This window comes from Rhizobium sp. GW821-FHT14E12 (genome assembly GCF_058803745.1).
Map to the genome: position 1 here is coordinate 925,027 of NZ_JBXAPH010000001.1, position 15,658 is coordinate 940,684.

Annotated in this window: 15 protein-coding genes; 8 read left to right on the forward strand and 7 right to left on the reverse strand. The window is 60.6% G+C overall.

The features are described from left to right. Positions 1-11: 11 nt before the first annotated feature. Positions 12-587, reverse strand: a complete 576-nt coding sequence (gene petA / locus AC1RO0_RS04545; RefSeq protein ID WP_498591726.1) for a ubiquinol-cytochrome c reductase iron-sulfur subunit — start codon at positions 585-587, stop codon at positions 12-14. A 471-nt stretch (positions 588-1,058) separates the two neighbouring features. On the opposite strand from petA, the gene AC1RO0_RS04550 reads away from it, so the two are divergent. Next, positions 1,059-1,994 carry an endonuclease/exonuclease/phosphatase family protein gene (locus tag AC1RO0_RS04550; RefSeq protein ID WP_498591727.1) on the forward strand — a complete coding sequence of 312 codons (936 nt, stop codon included), beginning with the start codon at positions 1,059-1,061 and terminating at the stop codon, positions 1,992-1,994. Between the two features lie 56 nt (positions 1,995-2,050). Here AC1RO0_RS04550 and AC1RO0_RS04555 read toward each other — a convergent pair whose 3' ends face one another. Both AC1RO0_RS04555 and AC1RO0_RS04560 read right to left on the reverse strand, forming a co-directional pair. Beyond that, positions 2,051-3,913: an ABC transporter ATP-binding protein gene (locus AC1RO0_RS04555; RefSeq protein ID WP_498591728.1), complete on the reverse strand. Its 1,863-nt coding sequence runs from the start codon at positions 3,911-3,913 to the stop codon at positions 2,051-2,053. A 191-nt stretch (positions 3,914-4,104) separates the two neighbouring features. Continuing rightward, complete coding sequence (locus AC1RO0_RS04560; RefSeq protein ID WP_498591729.1) at positions 4,105-5,958, reverse strand: ABC transporter ATP-binding protein; 1,854 nt, start codon at positions 5,956-5,958, stop codon at positions 4,105-4,107. 400 nt (positions 5,959-6,358) lie between these two features. Between AC1RO0_RS04560 and AC1RO0_RS04565 the strand changes: the two genes are divergently transcribed. The 3 genes from AC1RO0_RS04565 (at position 6,359) to AC1RO0_RS04575 (ending at position 9,889) form a co-directional block, all read left to right on the forward strand. Then, complete coding sequence (locus tag AC1RO0_RS04565; protein ID WP_498591730.1) at positions 6,359-6,820, forward strand: tRNA (cytidine(34)-2'-O)-methyltransferase; 462 nt, start codon at positions 6,359-6,361, stop codon at positions 6,818-6,820. A gap of 82 nt (positions 6,821-6,902) precedes the next feature. After that, complete coding sequence (locus tag AC1RO0_RS04570; RefSeq protein WP_498591731.1) at positions 6,903-8,033, forward strand: hypothetical protein; 1,131 nt, start codon at positions 6,903-6,905, stop codon at positions 8,031-8,033. Positions 8,034-8,245: 212 nt separating this feature from the next. Then, positions 8,246-9,889, forward strand: coding sequence for a Na/Pi cotransporter family protein (locus AC1RO0_RS04575; protein WP_498591732.1), 1,644 nt, complete (start codon positions 8,246-8,248; stop codon positions 9,887-9,889). A gap of 30 nt (positions 9,890-9,919) precedes the next feature. On the opposite strand, the gene AC1RO0_RS04580 is transcribed toward AC1RO0_RS04575, so the two are convergent. Beyond that, positions 9,920-10,180 (reverse strand): hypothetical protein, encoded by a 261-nt coding sequence (locus tag AC1RO0_RS04580; protein ID WP_153365079.1) that lies wholly within the window; start codon positions 10,178-10,180, stop codon positions 9,920-9,922. A 158-nt stretch (positions 10,181-10,338) separates the two neighbouring features. Between AC1RO0_RS04580 and hemF the strand changes: the two genes are divergently transcribed. From hemF to AC1RO0_RS04595, 3 genes are all read left to right on the forward strand, one after another. Continuing rightward, positions 10,339-11,250 (forward strand): oxygen-dependent coproporphyrinogen oxidase, encoded by a 912-nt coding sequence (gene hemF, locus AC1RO0_RS04585; protein WP_498591733.1) that lies wholly within the window; start codon positions 10,339-10,341, stop codon positions 11,248-11,250. A 90-nt stretch (positions 11,251-11,340) separates the two neighbouring features. After that, on the forward strand, positions 11,341-11,619 hold the full coding sequence (locus AC1RO0_RS04590) for a hypothetical protein (RefSeq protein WP_498591734.1): 279 nt from the start codon (positions 11,341-11,343) through the stop codon (positions 11,617-11,619). Positions 11,620-11,752: 133 nt separating this feature from the next. Beyond that, the gene (locus AC1RO0_RS04595) at positions 11,753-11,938 is read left to right on the forward strand and encodes a DUF1059 domain-containing protein (protein WP_007692516.1); all 186 of its coding nucleotides are present in this window, start codon (positions 11,753-11,755) and stop codon (positions 11,936-11,938) included. A gap of 16 nt (positions 11,939-11,954) precedes the next feature. On the opposite strand, the gene AC1RO0_RS04600 is transcribed toward AC1RO0_RS04595, so the two are convergent. Genes AC1RO0_RS04600 through AC1RO0_RS04610 form a run of 3 tightly spaced genes read right to left on the reverse strand, consistent with a single transcriptional unit; the run spans position 11,955 to position 14,463 of the window. Further along, positions 11,955-13,211 (reverse strand): CCA tRNA nucleotidyltransferase, encoded by a 1,257-nt coding sequence (locus tag AC1RO0_RS04600; RefSeq protein WP_498591735.1) that lies wholly within the window; start codon positions 13,209-13,211, stop codon positions 11,955-11,957. Next, a complete protein-coding gene (locus AC1RO0_RS04605) occupies positions 13,208-13,843 on the reverse strand; it encodes a CoA pyrophosphatase (RefSeq protein WP_498591736.1) in 636 nt (211 codons plus the stop codon). Before AC1RO0_RS04605 ends, AC1RO0_RS04600 begins: the two co-directional genes overlap by 4 nt. Beyond that, positions 13,840-14,463 (reverse strand): DUF1285 domain-containing protein, encoded by a 624-nt coding sequence (locus AC1RO0_RS04610; RefSeq protein WP_498591737.1) that lies wholly within the window; start codon positions 14,461-14,463, stop codon positions 13,840-13,842. Before AC1RO0_RS04610 ends, AC1RO0_RS04605 begins: the two co-directional genes overlap by 4 nt. 168 nt (positions 14,464-14,631) lie before the next feature. Here AC1RO0_RS04610 and AC1RO0_RS04615 point away from each other — a divergent pair, with 168 nt between their 5' ends. Then, positions 14,632-15,645 (forward strand): AAA family ATPase, encoded by a 1,014-nt coding sequence (locus tag AC1RO0_RS04615; protein WP_007692510.1) that lies wholly within the window; start codon positions 14,632-14,634, stop codon positions 15,643-15,645. Positions 15,646-15,658: the final 13 nt, after the last annotated feature.

A 15,658-nucleotide genomic window follows, 5' to 3' on the forward strand; every position in this document is an offset into this window, starting at 1 on the left:
TCAGTTCCCCCTCAACCGACCTTGATCTTTTTTTCTGCGGTGAACGCATATAGCGGAATGGCGAGGTTCTGCGGCGCCGGCCCATGGCGGATGCGACCGGCAGTATCATAGACCGAACCGTGACAGGGACAGAACCACCCGCCATATTCCCCTGCCTGACCGAGCGGTATGCAACCGAGATGGGTGCAGACGCCGATCATGACCAGCCAGTTCTCTTTCCCGTCACCGGCCGAACGCGCGACGTCGGTCGCTTGCGCATCCGCCGGTAGGTTGGCGTTGCGGGCGACCGGGTCCTTCAGATCGGCAATCTGCGCGCCCTTACCGTCGTCGATTTCTTTTTGGGTGCGGTTGCGGATGAAAACCGGTTTGCCACGCCATTTCACCGTCAGCGACATGCCCGGCTCAAGGCTGGACACGTCAACTTCGATGGAAGCAAGGGCAAGGGTCGACGCATCCGGCCGCATCTGGTCGATAAACGGCCATGCGACGGCGACGGCTCCGACCGCGCCGGCCATGCCCGTCGTCAGGTAAAGGAAATCTCGGCGAGTTGGCTCGCCCGTGGTTTCACTCGTAGTATGCTCGCTCAAAGCCGGACCATCCTCTTCCGCAAAACCGCAGCTAGGCGCTGCGGTACCCCCTCACTAACGGCGAATCAACGCGACCATAATTCCGCCATAGATTCCTCCGTATCCCGCCGCGTTCTAAGCTTGATCGCAAATTATGTCCAGTCTTGGCAAGGGGTGGAGGCACAATGTCGCGGGAAAAGCGCGCTATTTGGCTGCGAGCAGCGAGCTTAAAATCTCCGCCGGCAGTCAAATCGGCGTAAAAGCATGAAAAACCGTAAGATTCGCATAATAAATTTTCTCATTGCAGAGCAAAATAAACAATGATTTCAATGCTGCATCGCAACAAATTCAATGACACGCCGGTCATTGATCTCTAAGACGATAGTCTTTCCGTGCCTTGAAGCGTTATGGATTTCATGACGACATCACGCACCATTTCACGCCCTGCCGCCCGCTTTTGAGATGCGTTTTAGCAATGCCAAGGATATGTTTATGAGGCAGACGATTTACTGCGTTTTATGCGTGCTCGCGACCTTGTTGCTGGTCACGCTGTCGGCGCGCTATGTCATCGACATCTGGCTGCTCGCTTTTTTCGAGAGCCTGCAGACGCATTTCAGCCTTTTCGGCATCGCACTTGCCCTGCTCGCGCTTCTTTTCCGACGGCACTGGTATGCAGTTATCCTCGTCGTCTTCGGCGTCGGGCTCGCGTTCCATTCGGTCCTGATGCTGGGGGAATATGCCGCCGCCCCACCGACCGCGACCGATGCCGGCAAGAGCTTCAAACTGCTGTCCTTCAACATCGAGAACAGCAACTTCGAAAACGGTGCCCGCATCGCCGATTTCATCCTGAACTCCAACGCCGATGTCGTGGAAATTTTCGAGGCCGAGCCAATCAAAGTCGAGTTGCAGCGCATCAGCGATACCTACCCCTATCGCATCGGCTGCGGCGTCATGGCCACCGAATGCGATTCACTTTTACTGTCAAAGCGTCCATTTCAGGCGCAGGACATGCGCAGCCTCGGCAGCCTCTGGCGCAATCGTTTCATCCTTGCGACCATCGACATGGATGGTCAGCCGGTGAACTTTGTTTCGGCGCATCTGAGCAAGCCTTACTTCGACGAGTTTCATGCCGACGAGTTGAGCATCCTCGGCCCGATCCTTAAGGGTATTCAGGGGCCGCTGATCCTTGCCGGTGATTTCAACGCGTCGGTCATTGCCCCCGATATGCGGGACTTCCTCAAGGATACCGGGCTCAAACACACCTTTCCGGAGCCCGCCACTTGGCCGGTCATGGCCAGTGCTTACGGTATCGCCATCGACCATGTCTTCGCCCGTGCGCCGTTACAGCTGACATCCGTCCGGCAGATACCGGATGCGATGGGCTCGAACCATTTTGGCCTGATGACCGAGTTTAGCGTTTCAAAATAACAATTTGATTTTGTGCGAGCTTCTCAAGAAATCGCACGGCGCTTGCGATGACCGCGCTACTCGGCGTCCTCTGCGATAAAGCCGCCGGATTGGCGTGCCCAGAGCTCGGAATAGAGGCCGCCGCGGGCAATCAGCTCGTCATGCGTGCCGTCCTCGATAATCTTGCCCTCGTCGATGACGATCAGCCGGTCGAGCTTGGCGATGGTCGAGAGGCGATGCGCAATGGCCAGCACCGTCTTGCCTTCCATCAGCGTTTCGAGATTGGACTGTAACGCCGCCTCGGCTTCGGAATCCAGTGCCGAGGTCGCCTCGTCCAGCACCAGGATCGGCGCATCCTTCAGCATGACGCGGGCAATGGCGATGCGCTGGCGCTGGCCGCCGGAGAGTTTGACGCCACGCTCGCCGACATGCGCGGCATAGCCCTTTCGGCCCTTCTGGTCCTCCAGCGTCGCGATGAACCTATCCGCCTCCGCCCGCCGCGTCGCCTGTGCCATCTGCTCCTCGCTCGCTAGCGGACGGCCGAAGAGGATATTGTCGCGGACGGAGCGGTTGAGAAGCGCCGTATCCTGCGTGACCATACCGATCTCGGCCCGCAGCGACTCCTGTCGGACCATAGCGATATCCTGTCCGTCGATCAGGATACGGCCGCCTTCGAGATCGTAGAAGCGCAACAGCAGACTGACGAGCGTCGTCTTGCCTGCGCCGGAGCGGCCGACGATGCCGACCTTCTCGCCAGCGCGGACGGTCAGCGAGAAATCCTCGATGATGCCGCTGCCGCGACCGTAGTGGAAGGCCACATGCTCGAAGCGGATGTCCGGGCGAACGACCTGCAGATCCCTGGCGCCCGGCCGATCGACCAGACCGATCGGCTCCGAGATCATTTCCGCCGAATTCTGGATCGTGCCGAGATTGCGCATGATCGCATTGAACTGCGACATCATCCGGCCAAAGAGCATGTTGAGCCGCAGCACCATGCTGAGCGTGAAGGCAACGCCGCCGGTCGAGATCTCGCCGGCAAGCCAGAGATGGATGGCAAGGGCCGCCATCGTCGTGATCATCACACCCGACAGAAGCGCCAGCGACGAGCGCACGCCAGTCAGAAGCCGCGTGAACGGCATGACGGCTGCCTGGAAGCGGTCGAAGCCGTTGCGGATATAGTCGTCGTTCTGTTCTTCACGACCGAAGAGCTTCAGCGTCTGGATATTGGCATAGGCATCCACCATGCGGCCGTTCAACACCGACGCAGCTTCGGCGGAATTGCGGGCATGACGGCGGATGCGCGGCACGAAATAGCGGGCGAGCAGTGAGAAGACACCGATCCAGATGGTGATCACCAGCGCCAGGCGCCAGTCCAGCCCACCGACCAGCGCTATGGTCGAGGCGGCATAAATGATGATGAACCAGACCACCTGCAGCAGCGACACGACGAGATCGCCCGTCGATTGCCCCGCCGACCAGACCTTGGTGACGATTCGGCCGGAAAAATCGTTCTGGAAGAAGCTGATCGATTGACGCGCGACATGTGCGTAGGCCTGCCAGCGCACCAGATTGAGGAAGCCGGGAACGACCACCTGCTCTTCGACCAGCGCGCCGAGGCTCACCACAAGGAACCGCACGACCAGCACGACGAAGACCATGCCGAACAGCGTGCCGCCATGACCAGCAAGCAGTCCCGTCCAGCCCTCGCCCGGCTTTACCTTGTCCAGAATATCGACGAGATGCCCCACAAACCAGAACAGCGCCGCCTCGAGCATCGCCACGGCACCGCCCAATGCCGCCATCGCCAGGAACGGCCCTTTCGCCTGCCCGACATAATACCAGATGAACGCCCAGAGCGACCGCGGCGGACGAAGATCGCCGCTGCGGTAGTAGGGATCAATCCAGGTCTCGAACAATCGGTAGACGGAACGGATCAACATCCCATGCGATATAGGAGGTTTCGCCGAGCGCGCAAAGCAATGCCGTGGGTGGAGAACATTATATTTTTGTCATGTTTGGGATGACGGCGGTCCGTCAAACGAACATCGGGTGAGATGGATCTCAGCCAAACCGACCGTAGTACTACCCAAACAAAAAGGGCGAGCCCTAAAGCCCGCCCTTCCCTTGATCCCTACTGTGCCGCCGCCTCGGCCTCTTCGTGGTCCGCCAGGAACCCGCCGGACTGGCGGTTCCAAAGATCGGCGTAGATGCCGCCGCTCTGGACCAGATCCTGATGCGTGCCCGTCTCGATGATGTGGCCCTTGTCGAGAACGATCAGGCGATCCATCTCGGTCAAGGTCGACAGGCGGTGAGCAATCGCGATCACCGTCTTGCCCTGCATCAGCGCGAAGAGGTTTTCCTGGATCGCCGCTTCCACTTCGGAATCGAGCGCCGAGGTTGCCTCGTCCAGCACCAGGATCGGCGCGTCCTTCAGGAAGACGCGGGCGATCGCGATGCGTTGGCGCTGGCCGCCGGAGAGCTTGACGCCACGCTCGCCGACCTGTGCGTCGAGGCCCTGGCGGCCTTGCATGTCGACCAGCCCCTCGACGAACTCCCAGGCATTGGCACGCTTGGTCGCCTGGATGATATCGGCGTCTGTCGCCTCCGGATGACCATAGGCGATATTGTCGCGGATCGAGCGGTGCAGCAGCGACGTATCCTGCGTCACCACGCCGATCAGCGAACGCAGGCTGTCCTGCGTCACCTTGGAGATATCCTGGCCGTCGATGGTGATGCGCCCGCTTTCGAGATCGTAGAACCGAAGCAGCAGGTTCATCAGCGTCGTCTTGCCGGCGCCGGAGCGACCGACAAGGCCGACCTTCTCGCCGGCACGGATATCGAAGGTCAGGTTGTCGATGACACCCTTGGCCTTGCCATAGTGGAAGCGGACGTGATCGAAGTGGATCGCCCCCTGCTTGGCCGTGATCGCCGGAGCCGCCGGCACATCGACGATATCGTGCGGCTTAGTCAGCATCTCGATGCCGTCATAGATCGTGCCGATATTCTCGAACAGCGCCGAGACTTCCCACATGATCCATTGCGACATGCCGTTGACGCGCATGGCAAGGCCGATGGCGATAGCGATAGCGCCGATCGAGATCGAGCCGTTGAGCCAGAACCAGATCGACAGCGCCGAGACGACGAAAAGCGCCACGCAGTTGTTGACGTAAACCGCGATGTAGAACAGCGTCACCTTGCGCATCTGTCCATGAACGGTCTGCAGGAAACCGTCCATGCCGGCCTTGGCATAGCTCTCCTCACGACCCGCATGCGAAAACAGCTTCACGGTTGCGATGTTCGTATAGCTGTCGACCACCCGCCCCGTCATCGTCGAGCGCGCATCGGCCTGGGCGGCGGCGATCTTGCGCAGCCGCGGCACGAAGTAGCCGACGATGGCGATGTAGGCCGCCAGCCATGCCAGGATCGGCAACATCAGCCGCCAGTCCGCCACTGCGATGACCAGGATCATCGACAGGAAATAGGTGACGACATAGACGAAGACGTCGAGGATCTTGATGACCGCTTCGCGCACCGCGAGCGAGGTCTGCATCACCTTGGTGGCGACGCGGCCCGCAAACTCGTTGGCGAAGAAGGTCATGCTGTGGCGCAGCAGGAAGCGATGCATCTGCCAACGGGCGATCATCGGATAGTTGCCGAGCAGGACCTGATGCATGATGACGGAATGAATGACGGCCGCCAGCGGCAGGCCGACCACCACCATGGCACCCATCCAGAAGAGCTTTTTCCATTCCATCTGCAGGAACGTCGCCCGGTCGGCATGCGACAGCCAATCAACGATATTGCCGAGGAACTGGAACAGCGCGACTTCGCCGGCGGCGATCAGCATGGCAAGAAAAGCCATGGCGAGCAGCCAGGGGGCGGCCGGCTTGGTATAGTGCCAGCAGAAGGCAAACAGCCCCCGCGGCGGAACGTCCGGCACCTCGCTCGGAAAGGGATTTAGTCGCTGTTCGAACCAGCCAAACATGAAATATGCTCCAAAGACTCGACCCTTTGGCCACGGCTGCTGCATCTCAAGGGATCACAGGCTGACAGGGTGGCCGGGTGATAAAAGAACGAGGCCCTACCAGCCGCGTATCGAATCGAAAAAGGGGGAACTCGCGAAAATGCGCTTTATAGCGCCTGAATCACAGCCATGGTCGAATGGCCAGGAGGCGCATCATCACAAACGATATAGTCATCTAAGCCTCCCTGTGTCGCGAGTTGTAGAGCGGCTCCCTTTTACCGTGCATTTTTAGCTTTGAAAAGCGGAATATGCCTAAAGACGCACCGGAATCTTCAATTTTGCTGATGGACGTCATCACAAAAACAGAGCTATTCGACGAATACCCGAAGACAAATCCGGGCGTTTTCGCTAGTTGCAAACCATGACTTCGCTGCGCATCGCCCTATACCAGCCCGACATTCCCGGCAACACCGGCACGATCCTTCGGCTCGCCGCTTGCCTCGGCTTTGGCGTCGACATCATCGAGCCCACCGGCTTCGACATTTCGGACCGCAACCTGAAGCGCGCCGGCATGGATTACCTCTCCGCCGTCGCCCTGACGCGGCATGTCAATTGGGAGCGCTTCGAGGAGTGGCGAGCGACAAGCGGGCGGCGGCTGGTGCTCGCATCCACCAAAGCGGCCGAGCGCTACACGGCCTTTACCTTCCGGGAAAACGATATCCTGCTCTTCGGCCGCGAGAGTGCCGGCGTGCCTGATCATGTGCATGAAAAGGCCGACGGTCGCATCCTCATCCCGATGATCGAAGGCCAGCGCTCCATCAATCTCGCTATGTCCGTGGCGATGATATCGGGTGAGGCTTTGCGGCAGACGACGTGGTCGTGAATAGCCGTTGGCATGCCGAATAAAGTGTGAGAAGCTTTGCATTGGAATGCTCTAACTTACGGCAACCTTGGCGAGGTGACCCATGTTCCAGACGGCATTCACCCTCACTCTTACGCAATTCGCACGCACCCTCAGCCTGCCCGAACGACTGCAACGCTCGCCGATGCGCAATCTCGCCCTGGAAGCGCTTCGCCAGCGCAACACGACGCTTGATGCGCTGTTCTACGACGTCAAGGTCATCACCCCGGATGAAGCTTTCTACATCAGCGACTCCCTGGCCGCTGAAGGCACGATCATGATCGTTCCGCCAAGCGGCGGCGGCGCAACCATTCTCTGCGAGACGCTGGAAGAGTTCGCGCGACGCGGCGGGTGTGACGTGCAGGCGCTGGCGGTTGCCGGCATTGGCGGCTCTGCTCTCGGTGCGGCCGCCTTTGCCCGCAATGTTGCCGACGCGGTCGGCGCACCGGCCGCAGTCGTCGTTTCCGGCTATGGCCTCGCCGACGTCATCACCGAGACGCTTGGCGGACATTTCTTCTTCGGTCATCTCAAAGGCCTGCGCCCTGCTCTTGAAATGCTGGACGACTTTGCCGGACGGCCGAAATTCGGCGCCGCCGAAACAAACAGCGACGAGGCGACATCGCGCACCAGCCTGGACACCCGCACGGTGCGTGCGCTTCTGACCGACCCCCGCTTCTCCTTCCGCCTGCTCGTCGGCCACTCCAAGGGCAATCTGGTGCTCTCCGCAGCACTTCACGGCCTTAGTCGGCAGGACGAGGTCCGCGTCGCGAAACTGGCGGAGAGCACGAAGATCGTCACCATCGGCACGCGCATCGCCATGCCGCCGATCTTTTCCGACGTCATCGACGTCATCGGCGAGTGGGACTGGTTCGGCGAAATGAATTCCCGGCCGTTCATTACCGCCGACCGTCGCATTCCGCATGCCGGGCATCACACCAATACGGATTTGCACAGCCATCTGCCGGTGACATCAGTGCTTAAGGAGATCCTGGCCGCCGCGCCGCCACTGCATGTTGAAACCAAAACTGAAGCCTCGATAGCCGAACCCGCCGTCCCATCGCCTTCCGTGCGACCGATACGGCGGCCGGTGCCGATCGAGACGGTGAAAAAAGCATTCTCGAACAAGAGTTTGCCCAAGAGTCCGGCAAAGGAAACCAGCCCTTCCGACGAGGCGCCGCCGCCGAAGCCGCACTAAAATCGGGCACTGCGCAAATATTACTCCGATATGTCGCGCATAGTGTTGGAGCGCGGGCGCTGCGAGCGTATAATCCTTAGCCGGCGAGTAAAATCGCCGCGATTCCATACAGAAGAAAAATCACTGAAATACATGCCTTTTCAGTGACATACGTCAAGTTTCCATTTTATCGGCAATAACATCACGGCATGAGAAAGATATAAAAAGACGACATGGAATCCACCGTCGTGATGATCAATCTGTTCGGAGCCGTGGCTTTGCTGCTGTTCGGCCTCGCACAGGTAAAGGATGGTGTGTCGCGTGCCTTCGGTGCACGGCTTAGAACTGGCCTTGCCAGCGGCACGCGCGGCGGCCTTCGCTCCTTCGTCTCTGGCTTCGTCGCAACCGTGGCGCTGCAAAGCTCGACCGCGACCGCGCTGATGATCGCCTCCTTCGTCGAGCGCGATCTCGTCCTGCCCAGCATGGCGCAGATCGTGCTGCTCGGCGCCAATGTCGGCACCGCTGTCACGGCCTGGATCGTCGCAACCGGCATTGAATGGCTGTCGCCGCTGATCATTCTCATCGGCATCGTGCTCTACCGCCGCTCGGCCACCACCCAGCAGGGCGCAGGCACAGCCCTGATCGGCATCGGGCTGATGCTGCTGTCGCTGCAACTCCTGAGCCTCGCCACGGAACCGATGCGGCAGTCTCCGGCGCTCGCCGCCTTCATCGGCCTGCTCGACGGCGCACTGCCGGTGGCGCTGATCTTTTCCGCCGTGCTTGCCTTCGTCTCCTCCTCCAGCCTCGCCGTGGTCGTGCTGATCCTGTCGCTTGCCTCGGCCGGCATCCTCTCTCCGGCCCTGACGGTGGTGCTCGTCCTCGGCGCCAATCTCGGCGGCGCGATCCCGCCGGTCATGGCCACCCTCTCCGGCCCCGCCACCGCCCGGCGGGTGACGCTTGGCAACCTGATCGTACGCACCATCGGCTGTCTCATCGTGCTGCCCTTTGCGAGCTACATCGGTGCGTGGATGCAGGGCCTGCATTTTTCGCCCGCCAAGCTGCCGGTCGACGTGCATCTTCTCTTCAACATCGCCCTTGCCATCTGCGCCTGGCCTTTCTCATCCTTCCTGTCGAAGACGATGCTGCGGTTGGTGCGCGACGATCCACAGGCCGATGACGGGCCGAAGTTCCTCGATCATAATGCGCTCAGCACGCCGGTCGTGGCGCTCGCCAGCGCGACGCGCGAAGTCTTAGGCGTCGGCGATCTCATCGAGCGCATGCTGATCCGCACGGAAAATGCCTTCAACCACAACGACCTGTCGCCGCTGAAGGAAATCGCGATCCTGGAAAAGCGCGTCGACCGCATTCAGCAGGAAGTGAAGATCTATCTCTCCAAGCTCGGGCGTGAAGGGCTGGACGACGAAAATGGCCGCCGCTCGATCGTCATCATCGACTACGCCATCAACCTCGAGCATATCGGCGACATCATCGAAAAGGGCCTGGCCGAGCAGGTGGCGAAGAAGATCGGTAAAGGCCTGACCTTCTCGGACGACGGTTATCAGGAGCTGCAAAAGCTCTTCAGCATGACGATCGACAATCTGCGCATCGCCCAGACCATCTTCGTCACCCGCGATTTCAATCTCGCCCGCCAGCTCATGGAGGTGAAGGTCGATGTCCGCCGGCTGGAGAAACAATCCTCCGAGCGCCATCTCGAACGCCTGCGCGACGGCCGCGTCGACAGCCTTCAGACCAGCTCGCTGCATCTTGACATGCTGCGCGACCTGAAGCGCATCAACGCCCACATCGTCTCCGTGGCACATCCGATCCTGGATGAAAGCGGGCTATTGATCGAGAGCCGGCTGCGGAACACGCAATAGTCGCGCTTCAGTCTGCCGGCAACATTCCCATCAATCCGCCGATGGCAGGCGCCGCATGGTGAACTCGATGCGGTCGCCGTCGACCTGCCGCCAGCTTTCGACTTCGGTCCAATAGGCGGCTTTCGGGAAAGTATCGAACCATTCGCGCGCCTTGGCGCGTGCTTCCGGGCGGCTGAGACAAAAGGTCTCGCGAACGAAATCATTCTTTCTGCCAGCGGGATTTTCCTGCCGGTGCCGGAATATTCTCTGTTTCAACCCATCAAGGGGCGGCGGTCCGGGTATCTTCATCATGAAACCTCGCCTTTAACAGGGAACATAATACCGCATTTGGCAATTTGCGAGTCGATTCTCCTATGAGGCCAGCGTGCTGGTTCCGCCACGATGTTGCTGATATTCAAGGCGACAAATCGAATCGCGGGCCTCTGGCCGCCCGTATCCGGAGAGCACATATGGAACGACCGAACCTCCCCAAGGAACTGCCCGAAGACATCGAAGAAAAGAAGGAAGCGGCGCAAGGCTGGTTTCAGAGCCTGCGCGATGCGCTCTGCGCCGAGTTCGAACAGCTGGAAGACGAGCTTGCCGGTCCCCTTTCCGATCAGACGCCGGGGCGCTTCATTGCCAAGGACTGGCAGCGGGAGAACGGCGAAGGCGGCGGCGGGCGCATGTCGATGATGGAAGGCCGCGTCTTCGAGAAGGTCGGCATCCACACGTCCACCGTCTACGGCGAATTCTCGCCCGACTTTCGCAGCCAGATCCCCGGCGCCGAAGAAGATCCCCGCTTCTGGGCCTCCGGCCTGTCGCTGATCGCCCATCCGGTCAATCCGAATGTGCCGACCGTACACATGAATACCCGCATGGTGGTGACGACAAGCCAATGGTTCGGCGGCGGCTGCGATCTGACGCCGATGCTCAACCGGCGGCGCACGCAGGAAGACACCGATAGCGTCCTCTTTCACCGCGCGATGCAGATCGTCTGCGATCGCCATAAGGTGGCGGACTACCAGCGCTACAAGGCTTGGTGCGACGAGTATTTCTATCTGAAGCACCGCAATGAATCGCGCGGCATCGGCGGCATTTTCTTCGACTGGCTGCATTCCACGGAAGAAGCCGGCGGCTGGGATGCCGATTTCGCCTTCACCCGCGACGTCGGCCGCGCATTCTCCATGGTCTATCCGCGGATCGTCCGTTCGAACTTCAACGAAGCATGGACTGAAGAGGATCGTGACGAACAATTGATCCGTCGCGGGCGCTACGTGGAGTTCAATTTGCTCTACGATCGGGGTACAATCTTCGGGCTGAAGACAGGCGGCAATGTTGAGTCGATCCTATCGTCCCTGCCGCCCGTGGTGCGTTGGCCGTAAGCGCCAACATTAAAACATCAGGAGCACCCTGAAATCGTTCGGAGGAGTACCTAGGTTAGGTAATGCGCGTTTCAATCGGAGGAGATTGTAATGGCAGTACAGAATCAAGTTGCAGAGATTGCGAATGAACAGAAGCTTTCGCGCAGCGTCGATACGCCGGAGTTCATAGTTCGGCTGGCCGAGGATATGCGGGTCAGAAGCGGATCGGATCTGCCCCTCTCCTGTTTCATCGAGCAGGTCAGAATGCAGTTGGCCGGTAAGTCACCGGGCGAGATCGCCAGCATGACGGCGGATCGTCCGACGCGGCAAACGCCGGCTCCGAAATATCAATCTTCGGATTGCTTCAAGGCATGGGCCATGCCGGACTGATGTCCGGAAAGTATCGTCCGGCGGGGTGGAGGCCTTGCCGGACGGAGGAAACCTTTCTCCACCTTTCGCGTTCTGACCTTCATGCCTTACGGCATGAACAAATGACATCGCGTTGAAATATCAGGAGGCAGATATGCGACTGTTCGAATGTGGTACGCTCGTGCCCGGCTGCGACTGGCACACCCGCGCCAATGACGATGCCGAAGTAGTTCGTCGCGCCGTCGAGCACATGCGTAACGCCCATGGCGAGACGACCATCCGGGAAGGCATGGTCGACAACATCAAGGCCCGCATTCGCGACGAAGCGAACGCCGCCTAATTCCAGCCCATGGACATCAGGACTCGATCAATTCCTTCAGCCGGGCGAGCAGAGCCGCCCGGTCCATGGCGAAATTGCCGTCGAGCCATTGCTGTTCGAGCTTGCCGAGAATTTCGCCGACCCGAGGGCCCGCGCTGACGCCCGAAGCCAGCGCATCCGCGCCGCTGACCGGAAAGACCGGCTTCTTCCAGCGTGTCGTCCGCTCCAGCAGCTTTCCCAGCCGGGCGGTGCGCGCCATCTCCTCGAAATCACCTTCCGCCTTGCCCCGCGCAACGGCAAGCGCCAGCTTCAGCCGGGCCGCAACGCCGGACGTATCATAGCGGTAGAGCAAGCGATCGAAGGCCGCTTCGGAGATATCGTCCTTGATAACAGGCGTATTCGCCCAGCTCTGCAAAGAGGCCGCTTCCGCCTTGGACAGTCGCAATCTCTCGGCAAGCTTAGCCAGCCTAGCGGCATCCGGCGGCACGATGGACGCAAGCCGCAGCAAGGGATCGGGCGTCCAGCCAAGCGCTTGTTCCGTGGCGACCAGCGCCGGAATGGCATCGATGCCCCATTTCTCGGTCTCCGGCAGCACTTCGGTCAGGATCCCGACCTGCCGCATCCAGAGCAATGCCCGGCCCGGATCCTTGGCCGCAAGCAGCTTCTTCATCTCCGACCAGACACGCTCCGCCGACAGCGATGCGATTTTCGACCGCGCCGCCGCGCAGGCACGCAACCCGTCGGCATCCGGCCGGCCGCTGCCGTAATAGGCGAAGAAACGGAAGAAACGCAGGATGCGCAGATGGTCTTCGGCGATCCGCGTCGCCGCGTCGCCGATGAAACGGATATTGCGGCGCTCGAGATCGGCGAGCCCGCCGACCATATCGACGACCTCGCCGCTATCCGAGGCATAGAGCGCGTTGATCGTCAGGTCGCGCCGCTCGGCATCCGCCTGCCAGTCATTGCTGAAGGCAACCTGGGCACGGCGGCCATCTGTCTCAACATCGCGGCGCAAGGTGGTGATCTCAAACGGTTTTCCATCGATGACCAGCGTTACCGTTCCATGCGCGATGCCCGTCGGCACCGCCTTGATGCCGGCGACAACCGCCCTTTCGATGACCACCTCCGGCAACAAGGTTGTGGCGATATCGATATCGGCGACGGGCAACTCCAGCAGACTGTTGCGCACCGCACCGCCGACGACACGCCCCTCGCCGCCATCGGCGTTCAACAGGGACAGCACGCGCTGCAGGGCCTCGTCCTTGAACCAGGTCTCACCGGCAACGGAAGTCATGAATAGAGCCTTTCATAAAGCGTGCGGACAATGCCGGCTGTAATGCCCCAGATCATGTGCGATCCATAGGGCATGCGATAAAACTGACGTTCGATCCCCTGCCACACCATGCTGTCGGTGACGTGATGATCAGGGTCCATCAGGAAGGAAAGCGGCACCTCGAAAGCATCCTCCACCTCGGTTGGATTGAGCCTCAACTCAAAGCCGGGCTTGACCACCGCGAGGATCGGCGTGATGCGAAAGCCGGTCGCTGCCAGATAATGGGGCAAGCGGGCCACCGGCTCGATGAAGATATCCGCAAGGCCAATCTCCTCGGCCGCCTCGCGCATCGCCGCGATTTCCGGCGAGGCATCCTCCGGATCGATGGCGCCGCCCGGAAAGGCGATCTGGCCGGAGTGCTTGCGCAAGGTCGAGGTGCGCAGCGTGAAGATGACCTTGGCGTCCTCGCCGTCATCCACCACGGGCACCAGCACCGCCGCATCGCGCAGGTTTAGCCCCTCGACCTGCGCGATCGTTTCCGGATTGAGCACATGGTCGCCATGGTCGCGCCAGGCAAGCTCGACCGGGCCGCCGCTCTGATTGAGCGCGCGACGCCGGAATTCACCGGCGGAATAAAGGGGAAATTCGCTCATCGCGTCAGGGCATCCAGTTCGGCAACCGGCATGACGGGAAAGACAGAGGTGCCGGAGCGCACGCAGAAGATCTCCCGCCCGGCAATCACCACCGTCTCTCCCAGTTCGACGAGATCATACATCACCGCGCGCGTCACCAGTGCTTCCAGCCGGCCGCGGACATGCAGGTAGGGCTTCAATTCGTCATTATCGCCGCGAATGACGAAGCGTATAGGATGCTCCCTGCCCGCCTCGACGACATCGCCGACATTGGTGCGGAACGTCAGCAACCGTTTGCCATCTCGTTCGGTCACGCTCATCTCGACCGCGACAAAGGGCGCATCGACGACCCGGATGCCGACCTTTTCCACAGGCGTGACGAGATAGGTCTTCTCATCCGCATCCTTGCGCAGAACCGTGGAAAACAGCCGCACCAGCGGCGCGCGGCCGATCGGCGTGCCCATGTAGAACCAGGTGCCGTCGGCGCGGATTTCCATGTCGATATCGCCACAAAACGGCGGATTCCATTGGTCTACGGGCGGCAGGCCCTTCTTGCGTCCGCCACTATCGCCGGCCGCGCGCGAAATCAGCGCAGCCAGACTTGCCGCATCGCTGGTCGACCTGATTTCTTCGCTTGCCATTGTTCCGTCCCGGTTTGCACTTAGTCCTGAATACAGCCGTTTCTCACGAGATAGTCATTCGAAACGTGCTTGTCAGCTATCTTCATGGCGGTAAGTTGTATTGAGTATGAGGCAAATGTGTAAGGTCTGCGAATCGCGCGTACCGTTTTTCAGCCGTTGGAGATGCAAATGGGCATGATCAAATCGACCGAAACGAGCCTCGATGACCAGGCCATGATTGCATCGGCCGAGCGGGCACTGGGCGATATTGCCACCATCCGCGATGAGGTTTCCAAGGTCATTTTCGGCCAGGAAAGCGTCGTTGAAAACACGCTTCTCGCCGTGCTTGCCGGTGGCCACGCTTTGCTTGTCGGTGTACCGGGCCTTGCCAAAACCAAGCTGGTGACCACGCTCGGCGCCGTTCTCGGCCTTGCCGCCAACCGCGTGCAGTTCACGCCGGACCTGATGCCGTCGGATATTCTCGGCTCCGAAGTCATGGATCAGGATGAAAGCGGCCGCCGCTCCTTCCGCTTCGTCAAAGGCCCGGTCTTCGCGCAATTGCTGATGGCCGACGAGATCAACCGCGCCTCGCCGCGCACGCAATCGGCGCTGCTGCAATCGATGCAGGAATATCACGTCACCATCGCCGGCCAGCGCTACGATTTGCCGGCGCCGTTTCACGTTCTGGCAACCCAGAACCCGCTGGAGCAGGAAGGCACCTATCCGCTGCCGGAAGCACAGCTCGACCGTTTCCTGCTGCAAGTCGACGTCGACTATCCGGAACTTGCCGACGAACGCCGGATCCTGCTCGAAACCACGGGCCTTAACGAAGCGACGCCGCATGCGGTGATCGATGCCGAGCGACTGATCGAGATCCAGACGCTGATCCGCCAGATGCCGGTCAGTGACGGCGTCGTCGACGCCATCCTCTCGCTTGTGCGTTCCGCCCGCCCCGGTCAGGGCAATGCCTCGACCGACAAGCATGTCGCCTGGGGTCCCGGCCCGCGCGCCGGCCAGGCGATGATGCTCTGCGCCCGCGCCCGCGCGCTCTATGAAGGCCGGCTTGCGCCTTCGCTCGACGATGTGCACGCGCTGGCCGAGCCGGTGCTGCAACACCGCATGGCGCTGACCTTTTCCGCCCGCGCCGAAGGCATGTCGGTGCGAGACGTGATCGCAGGGCTGGTCAAGCAGTCAAGAACGTAACGCGGGATATCGA